Source organism: Nonomuraea sp. JJY05, from assembly GCF_043496855.1.
Classification (GTDB): domain Bacteria; phylum Actinomycetota; class Actinomycetes; order Streptosporangiales; family Streptosporangiaceae; genus Nonomuraea.
In genome coordinates this window covers 51745-69157 of sequence record NZ_JBIEIS010000056.1, presented here as the reverse complement: position 1 = coordinate 69157, position 17413 = coordinate 51745, and the positions used below count along the sequence as shown (strand labels likewise).

The 17413-nt window shown below is 68.4% G+C and carries 17 protein-coding genes; 11 read left to right on the top strand and 6 right to left on the bottom strand.

Features of this window, described 5'->3' with window-relative positions; all coding sequences use genetic code 11:
* Positions 1 to 30: 30 nt before the first annotated feature.
* The 5 genes from ACFKCF_RS53020 to ACFKCF_RS53000 all read left to right on the top strand — a co-directional run bounded on the left by ACFKCF_RS53020 (position 31) and on the right by ACFKCF_RS53000 (position 5083).
* Positions 31 to 921, top strand: coding sequence for an SDR family oxidoreductase (locus ACFKCF_RS53020; RefSeq protein ID WP_394503949.1), 891 nt, complete (start codon positions 31 to 33; stop codon positions 919 to 921).
* A 79-nt stretch (positions 922 to 1000) separates the two neighbouring features.
* On the top strand, positions 1001 to 2470 hold the full coding sequence (locus ACFKCF_RS53015) for an MFS transporter (RefSeq protein WP_394503947.1): 1470 nt from the start codon (positions 1001 to 1003) through the stop codon (positions 2468 to 2470).
* A gap of 131 nt (positions 2471 to 2601) precedes the next feature.
* Positions 2602 to 2730, top strand: a complete 129-nt coding sequence (locus ACFKCF_RS53010; RefSeq protein ID WP_394503945.1) for a hypothetical protein — start codon at positions 2602 to 2604, stop codon at positions 2728 to 2730.
* Between the two features lie 277 nt (positions 2731 to 3007).
* Complete coding sequence (locus tag ACFKCF_RS53005) at positions 3008 to 3550, top strand: recombinase family protein (protein WP_394503943.1); 543 nt, start codon at positions 3008 to 3010, stop codon at positions 3548 to 3550.
* 390 nt (positions 3551 to 3940) lie between these two features.
* Positions 3941 to 5083, top strand: coding sequence for a serine hydrolase domain-containing protein (locus tag ACFKCF_RS53000; protein ID WP_394503942.1), 1143 nt, complete (start codon positions 3941 to 3943; stop codon positions 5081 to 5083).
* An 84-nt stretch (positions 5084 to 5167) separates the two neighbouring features.
* Here ACFKCF_RS53000 and ACFKCF_RS52995 read toward each other — a convergent pair whose 3' ends face one another.
* Positions 5168 to 5320 (bottom strand): hypothetical protein, encoded by a 153-nt coding sequence (locus ACFKCF_RS52995; RefSeq protein ID WP_394503940.1) that lies wholly within the window; start codon positions 5318 to 5320, stop codon positions 5168 to 5170.
* Here ACFKCF_RS52995 and ACFKCF_RS52990 point away from each other — a divergent pair.
* Positions 5319 to 6224 carry a sensor histidine kinase gene (locus ACFKCF_RS52990; protein ID WP_394503938.1) on the top strand — a complete coding sequence of 302 codons (906 nt, stop codon included), beginning with the start codon at positions 5319 to 5321 and terminating at the stop codon, positions 6222 to 6224. The genes ACFKCF_RS52995 and ACFKCF_RS52990 overlap by 2 nt on opposite strands.
* Positions 6221 to 6886: a response regulator gene (locus ACFKCF_RS52985; RefSeq protein ID WP_394503936.1), complete on the top strand. Its 666-nt coding sequence runs from the start codon at positions 6221 to 6223 to the stop codon at positions 6884 to 6886. Before ACFKCF_RS52990 ends, ACFKCF_RS52985 begins: the two co-directional genes overlap by 4 nt.
* A gap of 313 nt (positions 6887 to 7199) precedes the next feature.
* Here the strand turns inward: ACFKCF_RS52985 and ACFKCF_RS52980 are convergent, their stop codons facing one another.
* Positions 7200 to 7499 (bottom strand): hypothetical protein, encoded by a 300-nt coding sequence (locus ACFKCF_RS52980; protein WP_394503934.1) that lies wholly within the window; start codon positions 7497 to 7499, stop codon positions 7200 to 7202.
* Between the two features lie 1007 nt (positions 7500 to 8506).
* Here ACFKCF_RS52980 and ACFKCF_RS52975 point away from each other — a divergent pair.
* The gene (locus ACFKCF_RS52975; protein ID WP_394503932.1) at positions 8507 to 8908 is read left to right on the top strand and encodes a hypothetical protein; all 402 of its coding nucleotides are present in this window, start codon (positions 8507 to 8509) and stop codon (positions 8906 to 8908) included.
* A 914-nt stretch (positions 8909 to 9822) separates the two neighbouring features.
* Complete coding sequence (locus tag ACFKCF_RS52970; RefSeq protein ID WP_394503930.1) at positions 9823 to 10416, top strand: hypothetical protein; 594 nt, start codon at positions 9823 to 9825, stop codon at positions 10414 to 10416.
* A gap of 121 nt (positions 10417 to 10537) precedes the next feature.
* Here the strand turns inward: ACFKCF_RS52970 and ACFKCF_RS52965 are convergent, their stop codons facing one another.
* Together ACFKCF_RS52965 and ACFKCF_RS52960 are read right to left on the bottom strand one after the other, a co-directional pair.
* Positions 10538 to 10855, bottom strand: coding sequence for a hypothetical protein (locus ACFKCF_RS52965; protein WP_394503928.1), 318 nt, complete (start codon positions 10853 to 10855; stop codon positions 10538 to 10540).
* Between the two features lie 123 nt (positions 10856 to 10978).
* The gene (locus tag ACFKCF_RS52960) at positions 10979 to 11305 is read right to left on the bottom strand and encodes a hypothetical protein (protein ID WP_394503926.1); all 327 of its coding nucleotides are present in this window, start codon (positions 11303 to 11305) and stop codon (positions 10979 to 10981) included.
* A 518-nt stretch (positions 11306 to 11823) separates the two neighbouring features.
* On the opposite strand from ACFKCF_RS52960, the gene ACFKCF_RS52955 reads away from it, so the two are divergent.
* Positions 11824 to 14727: a BTAD domain-containing putative transcriptional regulator gene (locus ACFKCF_RS52955; RefSeq protein WP_394503924.1), complete on the top strand. Its 2904-nt coding sequence runs from the start codon at positions 11824 to 11826 to the stop codon at positions 14725 to 14727.
* Positions 14728 to 15046: 319 nt separating this feature from the next.
* Complete coding sequence (locus ACFKCF_RS52950; RefSeq protein WP_394503922.1) at positions 15047 to 15283, top strand: hypothetical protein; 237 nt, start codon at positions 15047 to 15049, stop codon at positions 15281 to 15283.
* Positions 15284 to 15624: 341 nt separating this feature from the next.
* Here ACFKCF_RS52950 and ACFKCF_RS52945 read toward each other — a convergent pair whose 3' ends face one another.
* Complete coding sequence (locus ACFKCF_RS52945; protein WP_355212539.1) at positions 15625 to 16506, bottom strand: carbohydrate ABC transporter permease; 882 nt, start codon at positions 16504 to 16506, stop codon at positions 15625 to 15627.
* Positions 16506 to 17360, bottom strand: coding sequence for a carbohydrate ABC transporter permease (locus ACFKCF_RS52940; RefSeq protein ID WP_394503920.1), 855 nt, complete (start codon positions 17358 to 17360; stop codon positions 16506 to 16508). The genes ACFKCF_RS52945 and ACFKCF_RS52940 overlap by 1 nt, the downstream gene beginning before the upstream one ends.
* Positions 17361 to 17413: the final 53 nt, after the last annotated feature.

The window sequence follows — 17413 nt, the reverse complement described above, 5'->3', positions numbered from 1 at the left end:
GTGACCGGATGGCACTCTAGCGTCGCTCTCGTGAACGACACAGCAGAAGGAACGCAGATGAAGATCCTGGTGACCGGGGCGACGGGGATCGTCGGCCGCCACGTGGTGGACCAGCTCGTGCGGGCGGGCACCGACGTGCGGGCGCTGACCCGCAACCCCGCGGCGGCCAAGCTGCCGCCGCAGGTGGAGGTCGTCCAGGGCGACCTCACCGAGCCCGCGAGCGTGGCCGTCGCGCTGGACGGCGTGGAGCGTATGTACCTGTTCTCGGTGGAGGAGAGCGCGCGCGAGGTCGTGGCGCTGGCCAAGCAGGCGGGCGTACGGCGCATCGTGGTGTTGTCGGCGGCGTCGGTGACCGCCGGCCTGCACGTCAACCCGGTGGAGCAGGCGGTGGAGGAGTCCGGGCTGGAATGGACGCATGTGCGGCCGTGCGGGTTCATGACGAACATGCTGCAAATCTGGGCGCCGTCCATCCGGGCTGAGCGGGTGGTGCGCTACCCGTTCGCGGACGAGCCGATGAACCTGATCCACGAGGCTGACATCGCTGCCGTCGCGGTCGCTGCGCTGCTGCAGGACGGCCATCACGGCAGGGCGTACACGTTGACCGGGCCCGGCCTGGTCACTGTGCGCGAGCAGGTGGCGGCCATCGGCGACGCGCTCGGCGAACCGGTCCGCTACGAGGAGATCAGCCGCGAGCGTGCCCATGAGCTGATGAAGGCGCAAGGGGGGTTCGCCGCCGAGTCGGCCGACCTCATGCTGGGCTTCGTCGAGTACGGCGGCGACGCCGCGACCGGCGCCGACGGCTACGCCGACCAGGACTGGTCGGCGCTGATGCGAGTCTGGCCGGACGTGGAGCAGGTCACCGGACGCCCCCCGCGCAGCTACGCCGAATGGGCCCGCGACCATGTCGCGGACTTCCGCTGACCGGCACCGACCTGCCTGGGCGTCCTGTCCCGCCTCGAACGGGACGCCACACCTCCGCACAGAATGAGGAACCCATCAAATGACCGACGCCCTGACACTGCCGACGGCACCCGCGACGACACTCGCGACGACACCATCGGCGACACCGCCCCTGGCCGCATCCACGTCCTACCGGTGGCGGTGGCCGGCTCTGGCGGTGATCCTCACCGGTTCGGTGATGGAAATGCTGGACTCCACCGTCACCAGCATCGCCGGACCGACCATCCGGGCCGGCCTCGGTGGAGGCGCATCCCTGATTCAATGGCTCGGGGTGGCCTACACCCTGGCCATGACCGCCGGCCTGCTGGTCGGCGGCAGGCTCGGCGACATCGCCGGCCGCAAACGCATGTTCCTCATCGGCGCCGGCGGCTTCGTGGCCGGCTCCCTGCTGTGCGCGATCGCGACCGGGCCGGAGATGGTGATCGCCGCTCGCGCGATGCAGGGCCTGTTCGGCGCCTGCATGATCCCCCAGGGGCTCGGCATGCTGAAGGAGATGTTCCCGCCCCGGGAACTACAGGCAGCCTTCGGTGCGATAGGCCCGGTCATGGGGCTGTCGGCGGTGGGCGGTCCCACCCTGGCAGGGTGGCTGGTCGACGCCGACTTCCTTGGCACCGGCTGGCGCATGATCTTCCTGATCAACCTGCCCATCGGTCTGGCGGTCCTGATCGCCGCGATCACGTTCCTGCCCGCCGGCCGCCCGATCCCAGGAGTCCGGCTCGACCTGCCCGGCGCGCTCCTCGCCTCGTGCGGAGCATTGCTGCTGATCTTCCCGCTGGTTCAAGGCCGCGAGTACGGCTGGCCCGCCTGGACCTTCGCGATGATGGCGGCCTCCGTCGCGGTATTCGCCGCCTTCGGATGGCACGAGGTCCGCAAGAGCCGCAGCGGCGGCGACCCGCTGATCCTGCCCGGCCTGTTCCGCAAGCGAGCCTTCCTCGGCGGTATGGCCACCGGAACGGTCTACTTTGCCGCCTTCTCCGGGTTCGGCCTGGTCTTCAACCTGCATCTGCAGCTCGGCCTCGGCTTCAGCCCGCTGCGGGCCGCCGTGGCGGGCATACCATTGTCGGTCGGCATGGTCGTCGGCATGGGCGTGGTCCAGGCGGTCATGCGCCATGGCCGAAGGGTCCTGCATGCCGGAGCCGTGACGATGACGGCCGGTGTTCTGGCCCTTGTGCCGGTGCTCGGCTCGGAAGCCGGATTCTGGCAGCTCGCTCCCGCCCTGCTCGTCACCGGGCTGGGATCTGGGCTGATCATGGGACCCTACTTCGACATCGTGCTGGCCAGTGTCGAACCGCACGAGACCGGCTCGGCCTCCGGCACACTCACCACCTTGCAGCAGGTCGGCGGCGCGCTGGGAACAGCCGTACTCGGGACTGTGTTCTTCAGCGGGCTGAGCGCCGGACCCACCGCAGTCGCCGACACGTTGTGGATCGTCGCCGGAATGATCGCGCTGACCTTCCTGGCCAGCTTCCTGCTGCCCAGGAAGGCACGCGAGGCAGAAGCAGGCTCGTGACCGCGATGTGACACAGAACTTCAATGACCTGTCACGCAGCCCTGCCGGGGGCGCGGACGCCCAGCTCGACGCTCCCGACCGCCGGGGCGACTCGGCAGCGTTACGTGTCACATCGACGAAAGAGGCTGTTCGTGTCCGTCGTGGCCTTCCCCGGCGAGCCCGACTCGGCCACCACCCCAGGCACGGCTGGCCCGACGACCGCGGCCGCCGTCGAGCGCTTCCTCGACTCCTCGGCCGCGGCTACCACCCGCGCCGGCTAGACCGAGACCCTCACCCGCCTGACCGCCGTCACCGGCCCCGACCATCCGGCCGCCGCACTGACCCCCGAGCACTACGCTGCCGTCATGGACCGCTGGCACACCGCGGCGGCCGCCACCTGGAACCGGCACCTATCCGCGCTCGCCTCCTTCACCGCCTGGGCCCAGCGCTGGAGATCCCGGTCATCTACCGCCGGAACTTACATTCCCATCAGGGACGCACGTGCGCGACCCTAGGGGTCGAAGCCGACACGTTCTCTGTCACATAACGGAGCAGCTCGTGGCCAAGACCCGCAACGACGCCCACCTGTGGGCCAGCATGATCTCCCCGATCAAGGCGGCCGGCGTCCGGGAAGCGGAAAAACCTCACCAAGCGCATAACGGACGAGACCACCCCACCCTGGCGAGGCACCTACTTGGACATAAGCCGCAATCTACTCAAATCACATGCCCTCTGAAATCCACAGCGGCGCAGCTCCGCGAGCGCGAGGTCGATCTCTTGGTGCTCAAGCAAGGCATCGACACCTCCACGCCGGGTGGACGCCTGCAGTTCCACATGTTCGGCGCCTTCGACGAGTTCCTCCGCGAACTCATCGTCGAGGGCACCCTCGAAGGACTGACCTCGGCCCGCGCACGCGGCCGCGTCGGCGGGCGGCCGGCGGCCGTGGACACCCACGGGGTGGAGATGGCCCGTGTGCTGTATGAGATGAAGGGCGATGACGGCAAGCGCCGCTACACCGTCCAGCAGATCGCCGACCGGCTCGGCGTCAGCCGCGCCACGATCTACCGCCACCTCGATCCCGACAAGCCGGTCCCGGCGTAGGAGGAGCACGGTGTTGCCCCCGGTCACCTCCTACGTCGGCGGCGAGGTGATCGGGGTGATTCCGCAGAGCATGGTCGATCGGGAGTAGGCGCACGGCGGCATCATCGAACTGCACGTCTGTGAGACGATGCACCAGCGCAAGGCCCAGTCAGGGCTCGCTCACGGATAGAGATGGTTCCAACAGCGCGGCAGGCCGGTATCCGCCTGGTTCTTAGCGAATGCCCTCATCAGACCCCGATCGCCTGGCAGGCGGCGCTGTAGTGAATCTATCGATGCGCACGCTTCGGCCCGCTACTCCTTGAGGAGGGCGTGAGGACCACCCAAACGGTCGAGGTGGTGACGAGGCGATTTCCCTAGCGTTGATCCCACTTCACACTCTCGGGAGCAAAGATGACGCTTGCTTGGATCGCTTCGCTGACCATGGCCGTGGCAGCCGTACCCGTTGCCTCGCCCGGATACGACTCGACGCGACTTCGACAGGATGTGGCCGCGATACACAAGGCTGGCGTGACCGGCGTGGAGGCCCAGGTGTGGACGCCTTCCCGGCGAATGTCCGCGCGGGCGGGTGTCGCCGACATTCGTGGCAACCGTTCGATGCCGGTCGACGGATATTTCCGTATCGCAAGCACCACCAAGTCCTTCGTCGCCACCGTTGTCCTGCAACTGGCGGCCGAGCGCAAAGTGAGCCTCGATGCCGGCATCGAGAAGTATTTACCGGGGCTGGTCCGCGGTCGCGGCAACGACGGCCGCACCATCACCGTACGACAGCTGCTGCAGCACACGAGCGGCCTGCACGACTACGCCAACGATCTCTTCGCTGACCTGGTGGATCGTAAGAGCTGGCGAAAGCACCGGCTAGACCGGCATTCCGCCGAAGAGCTCGTCAAAATGGCCCTGCGGCACAAGCCCCAGTTCAAGCCTGGCACGCGGTGGGCCTACAGCAACACTAACTACCTCCTGGCCGGGATGATCATCAAGAAGGTGACCGGGAAATCCTGGGATCGTGAGGTCCGGGAGCGGATCGCGAAACCGCTCGGGCTGCGCCATACGTTCAACCCCACGACGCCGTATCTACCGAAGCCGCACGCCAGGGCCTACGTCAAGTTCCGCCCGGCCGAGTCGTGGACCGACACCACCGTGAGCAGGGACAATTTCGCCGACGGCGGGCTAGTGAGCACGATCACCGACCTCAACCGGTTCTTCCGGGCCCTGATCGGCGGACAGGTGCTACCCGCGGCTCAGCTGGCCGAGATGAAAAAGACCGTCCCCGCGGACGTCCCCGACATACCCGGGCAGCGCTACGGACTGGGACTCTTCTGGACCCCACTGACGTGCGGCGGAGGATATTGGGGACACGGGGGCGACGGGGCTGGCCACAAATCCCGGGAGGGCATCCTGGATGACGGGCGTCACAGTGTGGTCGTGTTCACGCAGAGCATGATCCTCGACAATACGGCGACACAACGCCATGAACGCGCCGATCAGCGGCTGATCGACCACGCACTGTGCGCGGCGAAAGCACCTCGCCGATAGGGGTGCCGGCAACTAAATCGTGAACACCAAGGTGGTCGCAGACGTAACCGTCGGCGCGGGCGCACTCGCGCTGGCCCTGGCGACCTACACGCCGGTGACTCCGCCATACGCGACGTTGGCGTTCCTCCTGCAGTTCGCCCAGACGATCCCGTTGATCTGGCGCAGGACCGCGCCGTGGTTGGTGTTGGTGACAGTCGCCGTCGCGGTGACGGCGTCCCGGTTCCTGGAGTCAGACATGTCCATCAGCGCCGTCTTCGTCGCCGGGGCGATGTATGCGGTGGCGCGGCACCGGCCCGCACCGTGGAGCCTTCTGGCGTCAGGGTCCGCGCTCTTGGCGATCCTGATGCCCGAGTGGGTGCGCGCTGACTGGCGATGGGGCGATCTGCTGACGGTGTCCGGACTCGTGCTGGTGGTCTGGTCACTCGGTGAAAGCCGACAGCGCATCGAGCGCCATGCCGCCCGTACGCGTTTGATGGCCGATCAGCTCAAGGCCGAGAAGCAGATCAGCGAGGAGCGGGCCGTCGTCGCCGAACGCGCTCGCATCGCCCGCGACGTGCACGACCTCGTGGCCCATCACGTCGGGGCCATCGCTCTGCAGACCCGCGCGGCGATGGAGACCGTGCAGGACGATCTCCTTCCCCTACGGCAGAGTCTGGACAGCATCTCCGTGACCGCCGACACCGCGTTGACCGAAATGCACAGGCTGCTCGGCCTGCTGGCCACCGGCGACGAACTGGCGGCCAAGCCCTCACTCGCCCATCTGGAACCGCTCGCCCGAACCGCCGAGGCCGCCGGTTGCCGCGTCGCCTTCACCGTGACCGATCGACTCGACCACGTATCGATGTCCGTCCAGACCTGCGCGTACCGCATCATCCAGGAGGCCCTGACCAACGCCGCCAAACACGCCCCCGGCACCGACATCAGCGTGACCCTGGACGCCGACCCGCGCTTCTTCACCGTGGAGATCAGCAACGGTCCCGCGGCAGGCCTCAGAACGCCGATCGGCCCTGGAGGGTTCGGGTTGATCGGGATGCGCGAACGAGTGGCCGCTTTCGCGGGCCGGCTCACGGTCCGGGAACGCCCCGATGGAGGCTGGTTCGTCCAGGCAGTCCTGCCCGTAACGGGAGAACAACACCGATGATTCGCATCCTGCTGGCCGATGATCACGAGCTCATGCTCGCGGCGTTGTCCTCGATCATCGAGCGGCGCGACGACATGCGCGTCATCGGCACCGCAATGGACGGCGGCCAGGCCGTCGCCAAAGCCATCGAAATGCGTCCAGATGTCATCATCATGGACGTGCGGATGCCCGGCATGACCGGCGTGCACGCCATCCAGCGCGTTCTCGGCCGGTGGCCGCATCCCACCCCGCCTCCGCGGATCCTGGTGCTCACCACCTTCGACGTGGACGAATATGTGCACGCCGCCCTCCGCGCGGGGGCGAGCGGATTCCTGCTGAAGAACAGCACCCCGGACCAACTCGCGACCGCGATCCGAGCTGTGGCCGACGGCGACGCGATGCTGGCCCCGAGCGTCACCGCTCGCCTCATCCAGACCGTCACCGTCCTGCCACCCAGCCTGCTGACGGAGCGGCGACCCGCACCACCCGTCCTCGCTCTCACGACCCGGGAACGGGAAGTTCTCGTCCTGATCGCCCGAGGGCTGTCCAACGCACAGATCGCAGGCGAACTGAGCCTGACCGAGGCGAACACCAAGAGCCGGATCAACCGCCTCCTCAACAAACTCGGCCTCCGCAACCGCGTGCAGGCCGCCGTCCTGGCGCATGAATCGGGTCTGGTCTGACTGCTCTCCGGCAACCGGAGGTTGACATAAAGGCACATTTGCGCACCGCTGCCTGGGAAAACACCTATGATCGCGTTATCGCGCCGGACTTATCCCACGCCATCTTCGAGCCCGAAACCACCCGGCCGCGGCTCGGTCGCGCCGTATTCCGGCCGTCCTCTGACCAGGCAAAACCTCAACGCCTGTACCTGGTGACACGAGTCTTACCGACACCCCGTGAGGGGCGCGGCCTGCGTCACGCGTGGTGCCTCGCCGGCCTGCGCAGCGGCCTGGGTGTGGAGGTTCTTGCGGACTTCGGCGCCGGGCCAGGTGCTCATGTGGTGGGGCTCGCCGCCTTCGACGGCCAGAGCGAGCGCGTACTGCAGGCGGGTGCTGTCACCGGCCGGGGAACGGTGCTGCGCTGGTCATACCCGGTGGCCGGGACGTCCCACACCAGGATGCGCCAGGCGGTGTCGTCGTCATCGTCGAGCAGGAAGTAGTCAACCGCCATGGATACATGTGCAACCAGGTCGTCCAGGTAGGCGCGGCCGAAGACCCGCGGGCTGCCCACGGCGTCGTCGACCACCCCGCGCCCGGCCACCGGTCGCTGCACGCTGCCGCGAATCTTCCACACCTCCTGGGATCTTCTAGCGCCCGATGTCGGTGGAACCCACGGGGACGACAGCATCGCCGTCACTGTGGCGCATCGCATGCGCATCGGTCCACGCGCCCATCGGCATCTTGCCGAGGACCCCGCGGCGCTGAAGGCAGTCACCTGCGCCTACCAGGAAGCGATCATCGCTGCACTGCCCGACGGGGTGACGATGCAACCTGCACAAACCGACACGGATCCGCCGATTGCCGAGTCCTTCGAAGGCCCTGCTCACGTGGAGGATTGCCGCCGGCCCGCCATCGTCCCGCGTAACCAGGCAGGGGGACTCGACCTCACCACCCTGATCGGTGCCATCGACCTGACCGCCATCATCGCTGCGCACGCGCAACCCGGCCGGGTTCGTGAGGGACGGACGTCGAAAGCGCCCCCGCCGTCCTCTTGGACCCTGCCACGCAGCCTTCGCTCCGGAAGGCCGACGCCGCGCTGCGCGCGGCCGCCTGTCGGCGGGCTGCCAGCTGCGTGGACGTCCCCGGCATCGCACGCTGCTGGCGCCTTAGAAGCCCCACCCTTCCCGGCGTCTCCCGGATCAGGCTGCGCCCAGCTCCCACCGAACTGTTGCGACATGCGCCGCTGGACTACTCAGGACGTGTGGTGTGGCTGTGGAGTGGGTGGTGGGAGGTCAGCCGGTCCATTGCGGTGCAGACAGCAGAGCGGCTGGTGCTGGCAGGATGAGTTCGCGATCAGCTTGGCCCAGGCGACGGCTGCTTTGGCGTGGCGGCAGGTCTTCGGCTCGCTCGTGCAGCCGTGGTAGATGTGCAGCTTATAGAACAGGTGCGGCCGTTCGCCGTCCCGGTAGGCCAAGACGCCGGCCATCTTGATGCGGCGGGACCCTCTGCCGCGTACCGTCACCACTGGCCGGGCTCCGACCGGGTAACGAGACTAGGCTCCGACGTATTGCGATGTATCCGCGAAGGGATCCGATCATCAGCAGCGACTCTGTCTCTCCGCGTGAGGACCGGTCAAGACCGGTGCGCCGCCGAGTCACCGAAGCAGCCGTCCTGAGCGCCCATGCCCAGAGCGCGGCCGACGTCGCCCAGTGGACGTGCCGGCATGGTCAGCATGCCGGGCGCGGCTGCGTCGCCTGCTATCACGCCTGTGCCGACGTCGATCCTGCACAGCCGCTTTGGGAGGTCGCGGCGTGGTTCACCACCGAGCGGCCGATCCCCATCAGGGCGCTGCAGGACGTGCACCGCCACGACCGCGGTCTCACTCTCACCCAGCCGTCGACGCCCCTCGTCTACCTTCTGAGCGCACGTGTGAGAGCAGCCCTGGGCGCGGAGGCGGTGGCGGGAGTGGTGGGGTTCCTGGTGCAGAACCGGCACATCGTCGACGAGTTCACCGTGACGGAGATCCGCGCCGCCCACTCCTGAACTTGCCGTCCTGGGACGGACCCCTGACTCCAGAGTTCCTGCGCGAGGAAGCGCATACAGCGTCCCTCGCGCTCTACGCGGGGCAGCGCGAGCCCGCCCCCGATGCGGGCTCGCACGAAGGATGCCGGCACCGTTAGGGCTGGGGCGGCATCGTGATCGGTTCGTTAGGGCAGCCAGCCGCGGCTGCGACGAGCGCGTCCTTCTCGGCAGGGTCGGCCGTCAGTTCCCAGCGCAGTTTCACCGTGACCCAGTCCGCCACATACCGGCAGTGTGCGCCCTCGTCCGGCGGCATCCACGTGGACGGGTCCTGGTCTGCCCTGCTCCGGTTCGTGCGAGCCGTCACCGCGACCAGGGCGCGCGGCTCGTCCAGGTCATTGGCGTACGCCTGACGCCGCCGGCGTCCAGGTGGTGAGCGCGCTATGCCAGGAACTCGAGGCCGCCATGCCCCACGCGAGCGGCCCTGCCGAACAGCGGCTGCTGCTGACCACCGGCTGGCCGTTCACGCATGGGCGCGGCGCGCCCCATGCTCATCTGGCAGCCTTCGAGCGCACCGGCCCCCTGGTCCCCCACGGCTACAGCCCGGGCCACGGTGCGGTCGGCCGATACGGCTGCGCCCCTCCCCTACCTATGCCGCGGTCCTGATCGTCCCCAAGGCCATCGTCGACCGCATCGAGGCCGCCCCCGCGGCCATGCCCGACTCGCGCTCTCCCCAACTCATCCCAGGGCCCAAGGCAGGCAAGCGAGGCCCGTCCCGCTCACCGGTTTACGCGCTGCTCCGGCAGGCCTTCCCCTATCTATCCACCGACGCCCAGGCCGATGCGGATGCCCCCTCAGCGACGCTCCGAACACATCGCACCGCCGCGCACAGCGCAGCCCAGAGGCTGTTCACCGGCGACGTCGGCAACCGCTCCACGGTGGCCTACCGCTGCACGGTGGCGGCCTGCGACCGGATTTCGCGCACCCAGGTCATGTGTGATCTGTGTGAGAAGGCGTTCCGCAAGTCGGGGCTGGCGCCCGAGGAGTTCCGGGCCGGCTTCGTCCCGGACCGCAACCGGGTGATCGACGGCCGGGCCAGGCCCTGCATCGTGGCAGGCTGTCCGCGGGACGGGGAGGTGTGGGGGTTGTGCGCCGCGCACGGGTCGCTGCGGCGGCACGCGGACATGATGCGCAAACGCCCCGGCGCCGACGACCTGGAGGCGTGGGCCGCGGCCCCCTACGATCCGCTGCCGGCCTGTCTGGTGGCCGGCTGCCCGCGTGATGGGCGGCCGGGCTCGGGGATCTTTGACCTGCACACCCGGCGGCTGAAGGCCGCCGGCCTGGAGAAGGCGGACGCGGCCTGGCTGGACCGTCGGGCCCCGTTCCTGATCGTCAACCAGTTCTCGCTTGCTCCGCCGGTGCCGCTGGTCCGCTCCGAGGTGCTGTTCGCGCTGGCCGCGCGGGACTGCCGGGGGCAGCGGCTGGACCCGACCGCAGTCCGCCATGGCGATCTCCCAGGCAGACGGGGGTAGGGCCTGCATCGACCCCGCACCCACCGCGAGATCGTCAGCGACGATCAACGATCACAACAGACTAGGGATGGATACGCTCCGACCTGACCTTGGCCAGGTCGGAGCATCTGTCGGAGGTCTGTTACCGCGTTTCGATGCCCGGATCGAAGCCGCGCCGTGCGTTCGACGGGCAGATGGCGATACTGTTGCTGGGCGGGGAAGTGACGCCCAGCCAGTTGCCGTACGCAGTCGTGTCCGGCCGCCAGGGGATATCGCACCGCAATTTGGCCCGGAACTGTCCGGTACCTGAGCTGCACGTCGCGTAGCTCGATAGATCAGTGTTGTAGAAGTCGAAGCGGCAGTTCGTCGGTGCAGCCTGCGCGGGACTCGATCCCAGAAGGACGGATGCGGTGGCGGCAGTAGTGAAGAAAACCGACAGCTTCGCTGCGTGACTCTTCAAGAAACTCCTCTCATAAAAGCCTCTTGCCGGCAACACGGCTCCGATCAACCGTGTGCTCGATGCGACCGACCTGACGCTGGCGCGCATTCCGGCATAGCCGGGCGCGAGCCCGTACGTCGCTGATTAGCTCTGGTCGCGCCCCGACTGGTAACGGCGCTGGCCCGCAGGGCACTCCCTCCCGGACCAGGCCGGGTTGTTGAACGAATGGCGGGTCGGGCCGACGAGCTTGGCGCTGACGAGCCCGCCGCTGTCGATGCACCTGATCCAGGCGCGATAGTAGAACCCTTCCCAGACCCAGTCGCTTTCGCATCGCGTCTGGAACGAGGTGCTCGTTGTGAAACCTTGGCAGAGGGTCTCGGCGCTGGCCGTGGCGGGAGCGGCGATGAGTGTGCCCGTGGCCGCCGCCAAGAGCACGAGCACCGTCGAGCAGGACTTCACCACTTTGTGCATTCCGATTCACTTCCTTTATCTGGATGGAGTCGGTGGGCGCTGCCTCATCAGACACCCCTCTAAGAGGAACACCCCCTACAGAACGGCGGACGTCGTTAGTGGGCGTTCGAGACAGGACGCTTTTCTCCGAGGTTCATCGGAGTTTCTTCTTCGTTTGACTTGGTTGCGAGAAGTCGCGACGGAATCGACAAGGGATGATTGCGTGAGACGCGCGAACCTGCGATCCCACGTCCGCGATTCTTTCCTCGTCGGCGGGCACAATTAGAACACCAATCACCTCCCGGAGGCGCATCCCATCTCCTCCCGTGTAGACGATCGACCACTCACCGGCCATGTACGCTATGTGAGTCTTTCGTCACATCGCGCCTCGCCGGTTTCGCCATGAGCGCGGATGTGACAAAGGTAAATGGGATCGCCTTCAGAAATCTTTCGCCTTTCTTGAATGGCCATCGGTAATTGTGGTTCGATGGTTTTTGCCGCTGAACTTGCCGGGTTTCGCGCCGATGGGGGGAAGCACAGTGGAGTTTCGGCTGCTGGGCGCGTTCGAGTTGGTGGCCGGGGGCCGCAGTCTCGATCTTGGGCCGGCCAAGCAACGGATCCTGTTCGCGTCCTTGGCCGTCGATGCCGGGCACCCGGTGCCCACAGAGACACTCATCGACCGGATATGGGACGACGCCCCACCGCGCGAACCCCGCAAGGTGCTGCACACCTATGTCGCACGCTCCCGCCGCGTGCTGGAGCAGGCACGACATATCGATAATGAACAGACCGCGCTGGAACGCCGGGCGGACGGCTACCAGCTGATCATGGACATCGATCGCATCGACCTTCACCGGTTCCGCCGGCTGGTCGAGCAGGCCCGCGCCCCTCACCGCCACCGGCCGGAGCGCGCTGCCCTGCTGGGCGAGGCCGTCGGCCTATGGCGGGCATCCCCGCTGGACGGAATGGCTGGGGGGTGGGCGGCGCGGGTCCGCGAGGGGCTCCGGCAGCAGCGGCTGGGCGCGTTGACCGACTGGGCCGAGGCCGAGCTGGAACTGGGCCGGCACTCGCCGGTGATCGAACGCCTCGAAGAGCTGATCGTCCACTACCCGCTGGCGGAGTCCTTGGTGGCCCGGTTGATCCAGGCGCTGAGCCTGGCCGGCCGTGGTGCCGAAGCTCTGGAGGTCTACTCAAGGGCGTGCCGGCGAATCGACGACGAGCTCGGCGCCCAGCCCGGTCCCGAGCTGCGTTCACTGCACACGGCCATCCTCCGCGGAGAAGCGGTCACTCTCGCAGCCGACGCGCGGGACCCCGCACCGACGGTTCTCTCCGTGCGCAGGCCCGTACACCAGCCGCGGGATGTTGAGAGGTCGGTGCGCCCGCAGCCGGCGCAGCTCCCGGCGCAGGCGCCGGCGTTCGCCGGCCGCACCGGATACCTCAAGCGGCTGGACGACATGCTCGGCTCCGACGACCCGGTCCGGGTACGGGTCTCGGTGATCGCCGGTATCGCCGGGGTGGGCAAGACCGCACTGGCCCTGCATTGGGCGCATCGGGTGCGCCACCGATTCGGTGACGGGCAGTTATACGTGAACCTGAGGGGCTTCGACCCGAGCGGGTCCTGCGTGAGCGCGGCGGAGGCGTTGACTGGATTCCTAGATGCGCTGGGGGTAGCGCCGGACCGTGTCCCGCCCGACCCGGACGGGCAGGCCGGCCTGTACCGCAGCCTGCTGGCGGAGCGGCGGATGCTGGTGGTGCTGGACAACGCCCGCGACGCCGAGCAGGTCCGTCCGCTGCTGCCCGGCGCGCCGGGCTGCCTGGTGGTGGTGACCAGCCGCAGCCAGCTGTCCGGCCTGGTCGCCGCGGAAGGCGCCCACCCGCTGCGGCTGGATCCGCTGCCCGCCGCCGAGGCGCGGGAGCTGCTGGTCCACCGCCTCGGCCCGGCGCGGGTAGCAGCCGAGCCCGACGCGGTGGCTGAGATCATCGCCCGGTGTGCGGGGCTGCCTCTCGCCCTCGCCATCGTGGCCGCCCGAGCCGCCACCCACCCGGAGTTCCCCCTCAGCGCGCCGGCCGGCGAACTGCGCGACGCGCGCAACCAGCTCGACGCCCTGGCCGGCCAGGACCCGGCCACCGACCCGCGTGCCGTGTTCTCCTGGTCCTACCAGGCGCTGAGCCCGGCGGCCGCGCGGTTGTTCCGGTTGCTGGGGGTTCTCACCGGCCCGGACATCGCCCTGCCCGCCGCGGCCAGTCTGGCCGGCGTGGCCGTGCCCGAGGCCCGGCCGCTGCTGGCCGAGCTGGCCGGCGCGCACCTGGTCGCCGAGCACCAGCCCGGCCGATATGCCCTGCACGACCTGCTCCGCGCCTACGCGGCCGAGCTCGTCCACGCCCTCGGCACCGAGGACGACCGGCGGCAGGCGTCGCGCCGGTTGCTCGACCACTACCTGCACACCGCGCACGCCTCCACGCTGCTGCTGGCCCCGCGCCGGCGCCCGATCGCACTCCCTCCACCCGCGCCGGGGGTGAGCGCCGAGGCGATCGACGGGGCCGAGCAGGCGCTGGACTGGTTCACCGCCGAGCGCCCCGCGCTGCTCGCCGCCGTGCAGGAGGCCGCCACCCAGGGACACGACGAGGAGGTGCGGCACCTGGCCTGGGCGCTGAGCGACTTCCTGCGATGGCGCGGCCTGCTGCTCGACTGGGTCACCGCCGAGCAGGCCGCCCTGGACGCCTCGCGCCGCCTGGCCGACCCTTGCGGACAGGCCCACGCCCACCGCCACCTCGGCCGCGCCTTCACCCTGCTCGCCCGCTTCGACCGCGCCCACGGCCACGCCGCGCAGGCCCTCGACCTGGCCGTCGGCCTCGCCGATCGGCCCGGCCAGGCGCACGCCCATCACGAGCTCACCTGGGCCCTGTCCCGGCAAGGCCGCTACGCGGACGCCCTCCGGCACGCCGAGCAGGCGCTCGACCTGTTCCGGGCCGCCGGCCACCGCCCCGGGCACGCCAAGGCCCTCAACGGGGTCGGCTACTGCCACGCCCTGCTCGGCCGGCACGACCGGGCGCTCGTGTACTGCCGCCGCGCCCTCACCCTGTTCCAGGAGCTCGGCGACCTCAACGGCCAGGCCGCGTCCCTCGACGGCCTCGGCTACGCCCACCATCACCTCGGCCAGTACGACCATGCCCTCCGCTGCCACCGGCAGGCGCTCGACCTGTACCTGACCCTGGGCTATCGCATCGGCGAGGTCGAGGCGCTGATCCGGCTCGGCAACGCCCACCACTCCAGCGGCGATCTCGACGCCGCCCGCGACGCCTGGCGGAAAGCCCTCATCATTCTCGATGAGCTCGCTCACCCCGACGCCAGATATGTCCGCGCCCAGCTCGCCGAGACTGAGCTGCACTCGACCACGGCCGCGGGTCCCACTGGAGCACGGTTGTATTGGCCGCACCGGTAGAAGCTCCGCGGCGACGTTGACCATCGCCGAGGCAGTGCACCTGACATGCCGGAAGACCCCCGAAGTCACTCGTGAGGCAAGACCGATCGTTATCTACGGTGCCGCTCCAAGCTGAAGCGCTCGTACGCTCCTCCGCATAGTAGGCGTCGGCTATCGCTCATTTCGAGCTCATCAGTCATATTCGACATCGTGGAAGTCGTGGGCCCTCCGCCAGAACCGCGAATCAGATAGATGCAGGAGGGCATCCGGCATCGCCTGGGCAGGCTGGTGGGCACTGCTGGCGGCGGCGCGACGCTGGTCGGGGCCGACGTTGCTCGGGGTGTTGTGCGCCGGAGCGTTCGGGCCGCTGCTGGCCACCGCCGCGGGCGTGAGCGGGGCGGCGGCGCTGGCTGGCGTCGGCGTGCTCGCCCCCGTCGGCGGCAACGTGCTGACCGACGTGCTGAAGGCGGGGATCGCCAAACTCCGCTCGGGCACGGCCGATGCGCGACGACATCGCCGCCATCAGGCGCCGGACGCTCCCGGGCGAGGCGGATCCCGGGCCGCGATGGGCGCATGAGCCGCCCTACCGCGCGCGGAAGGCCAGCGCCTGGTCGGGCAGCGCGACTCGGGGCGGATCGCCTTCGACGACACGCTGCTCCCCGTCGGCTACGCGGTGCGCCCCCACACGGTGACCCTTAGGTCACTGCACGCCGACCTCGCCGACGGGACGTCCTTCGCCTCAGGGGCGGCCGTCGTCCTTCAGGTGGACCGCATCGACCCGCACCGGCTGCACGGCTGGAACGTCCTCATCCAGGGCCCCGCCCGCTGCGCGCTGACGGGCTGCCCGGGATCCGCCCGAACTCGTGCCGCACCAGGTCACCGACCGCCTGGTCTACGAGTCACCCCTGTTTTGAGGCCCTATCTCAGGCCGCCGACGGACAGGCCGCCGCGCCAGTGTCGCTGAAGCGTGAAGAAGGCGATGACGAGCGGGATGACCGACACGAGCGCGCCCAGGATGATGAGGCTCCAGAGGGACGTGCTGCCCGCGTTGTTAGCCGAGGCGATGCCCTGCCACATGCCGAGCCCGACGGTGACGGGGAAGAGGCGGTTGTCGGAGAGCATGGCGAGGGGCAGGAAGTAGTTGTTCCAGGAGGCCACGGCGGACAGGAGCAGCACGGTGACCACCGCCGGCCGCATCAGCGGAAAGGCGACCTGGACGAACGTCCGGATCTCCCCCGCCCCGTCGGCCCGCGCCGCGTCCAGGATCTCGTCGGGGACCGCGTCACGCGCATATACGTGCATCAGGTAAACGCCGAACGGGTTGAGCAGTGAGGGCAGGATCACCGCCCAGATCGTGTTGGTCAACCCCAGCTGCGAGAACATCATGAAGGTGGGAATCACCAAGGCCGTCGCGGGCACCATCAACGCGCCGAGCACGAGGGCGAAGGAGAAACGCCTGGCGGCGAAGCGGTATTTGGCGAATCCGTAGCCGGCCATGACGGACAAAACCGTGGCCCCGACCCCGCCCGCGATCGCGTACAGGGTGGAGTTGAGGATCCACCTGCCGTAGATGCCATTGTCGTAGGTGAACAACTGCCGCAGGTTGCCGAGATAGTCGATGTGGTCGGCGAACCACAAGGTGTTGCCGCCCCCGAACAGTCCGGGGGCGTCCTTGGAGCTGTTCACGATGACCCACCAGAACGGCACCAGGAAATACACGACCAGAAAGCCGAGGAGCACCTGCAGCGGGAGGTGGCGTGACGGCCGGCGGCGGGCGCCGGCCAGGGAGCGGTCACTCATCACAGAAAGCTCCTCCGCTTGCGGGTGAAGAACAGGAAGGCGTAGACGCCGACGAACACGATCCCGCCGAGAGCGAAGGAGATCGCCGATCCGTAGTTGAAGTTCGCGAGTGCGAACGCCTGCTGGTACGCGTACATGTTGGGGGTGAAGTCCGGACCGATCGTGCCGGCCGCGAGGGAGCGCAGGATTTGCGGTTCGTTGAAGAACTGCAGGGTGCCGATGAGCGAGAAGACCAGGATCAGGACCAGCGCGGGGGTGATCAGCGGGACCTTGATCCGCAGCGCGATCTGCCACTTGCCGGCGCCGTCCATGCGGGCGGCCTCGTAGAGCGCCGGGTCGATGCCCTGGAGCGCCGCGTACAGGATGATCATGTAGTAGCCGGCCCACTGCCAGGTGACGACGTTGACCAGGCCGTAGAAGATCAGGTTGGTGCTCAGGAAATCAGGCGGCGTGGTGCCGAACCAGCCGAAGATGTCGGTGAGCGGCCCGAAGCTCTTGCTGTACAGGAATCCCCACATGACCGCCCCGATGACCGTGGGAATCGCGTAGGGAAGGAAGATCATGAGGCGCGAGAAGCGGGTGAACAGGGAGGTCACGGCGTCCAGGATCAACGCCATCGCGAGCGCGACGATGATCTGCAGCGGGATGGACACCAGCGAGAAGCGGATGACGAACCACGACCCCGAGAGGAAGCTGGGATCGGTGAACGCCTTCACGTAGTTGTCGAGAAAGACGAAGCTGGTGCCGCCGATCAGCTTCTTCTGGAAAAGACTCAGATACAGCGCGTACCCGAGCGGCGCGATGAGCAACGCCAGGAAGACGATCCCGAATGGCCCGACGAAGAGCCACCCCATCAGATGCTCACGGAGGCGCACCTTAGCGCGGATCTTGTGCGTCTTCTCTTGGG

Excerpts from the sequence above, each read along its gene's own strand:
- ACFKCF_RS53015 (WP_394503947.1), top strand. The coding sequence starts at position 1,001 with ATGACCGACGCCCTGACACTGCCGACGGCACCCGCGACGACACTCGCG.
- ACFKCF_RS53000 (WP_394503942.1), top strand. The coding sequence starts at position 3,941 with ATGACGCTTGCTTGGATCGCTTCGCTGACCATGGCCGTGGCAGCCGTA.
- ACFKCF_RS52990 (WP_394503938.1), top strand. The coding sequence starts at position 5,319 with ATGTCCATCAGCGCCGTCTTCGTCGCCGGGGCGATGTATGCGGTGGCG.
- ACFKCF_RS52995 (WP_394503940.1), bottom strand. The coding sequence starts at position 5,320 with ATGTCTGACTCCAGGAACCGGGACGCCGTCACCGCGACGGCGACTGTC.
- ACFKCF_RS52985 (WP_394503936.1), top strand. The coding sequence starts at position 6,221 with ATGATTCGCATCCTGCTGGCCGATGATCACGAGCTCATGCTCGCGGCG.
- ACFKCF_RS52960 (WP_394503926.1), bottom strand. The coding sequence starts at position 11,305 with ATGCACAAAGTGGTGAAGTCCTGCTCGACGGTGCTCGTGCTCTTGGCG.
- ACFKCF_RS52945 (WP_355212539.1), bottom strand. The coding sequence starts at position 16,506 with ATGAGTGACCGCTCCCTGGCCGGCGCCCGCCGCCGGCCGTCACGCCAC.
- ACFKCF_RS52940 (WP_394503920.1), bottom strand. The coding sequence starts at position 17,360 with ATGGGGTGGCTCTTCGTCGGGCCATTCGGGATCGTCTTCCTGGCGTTG.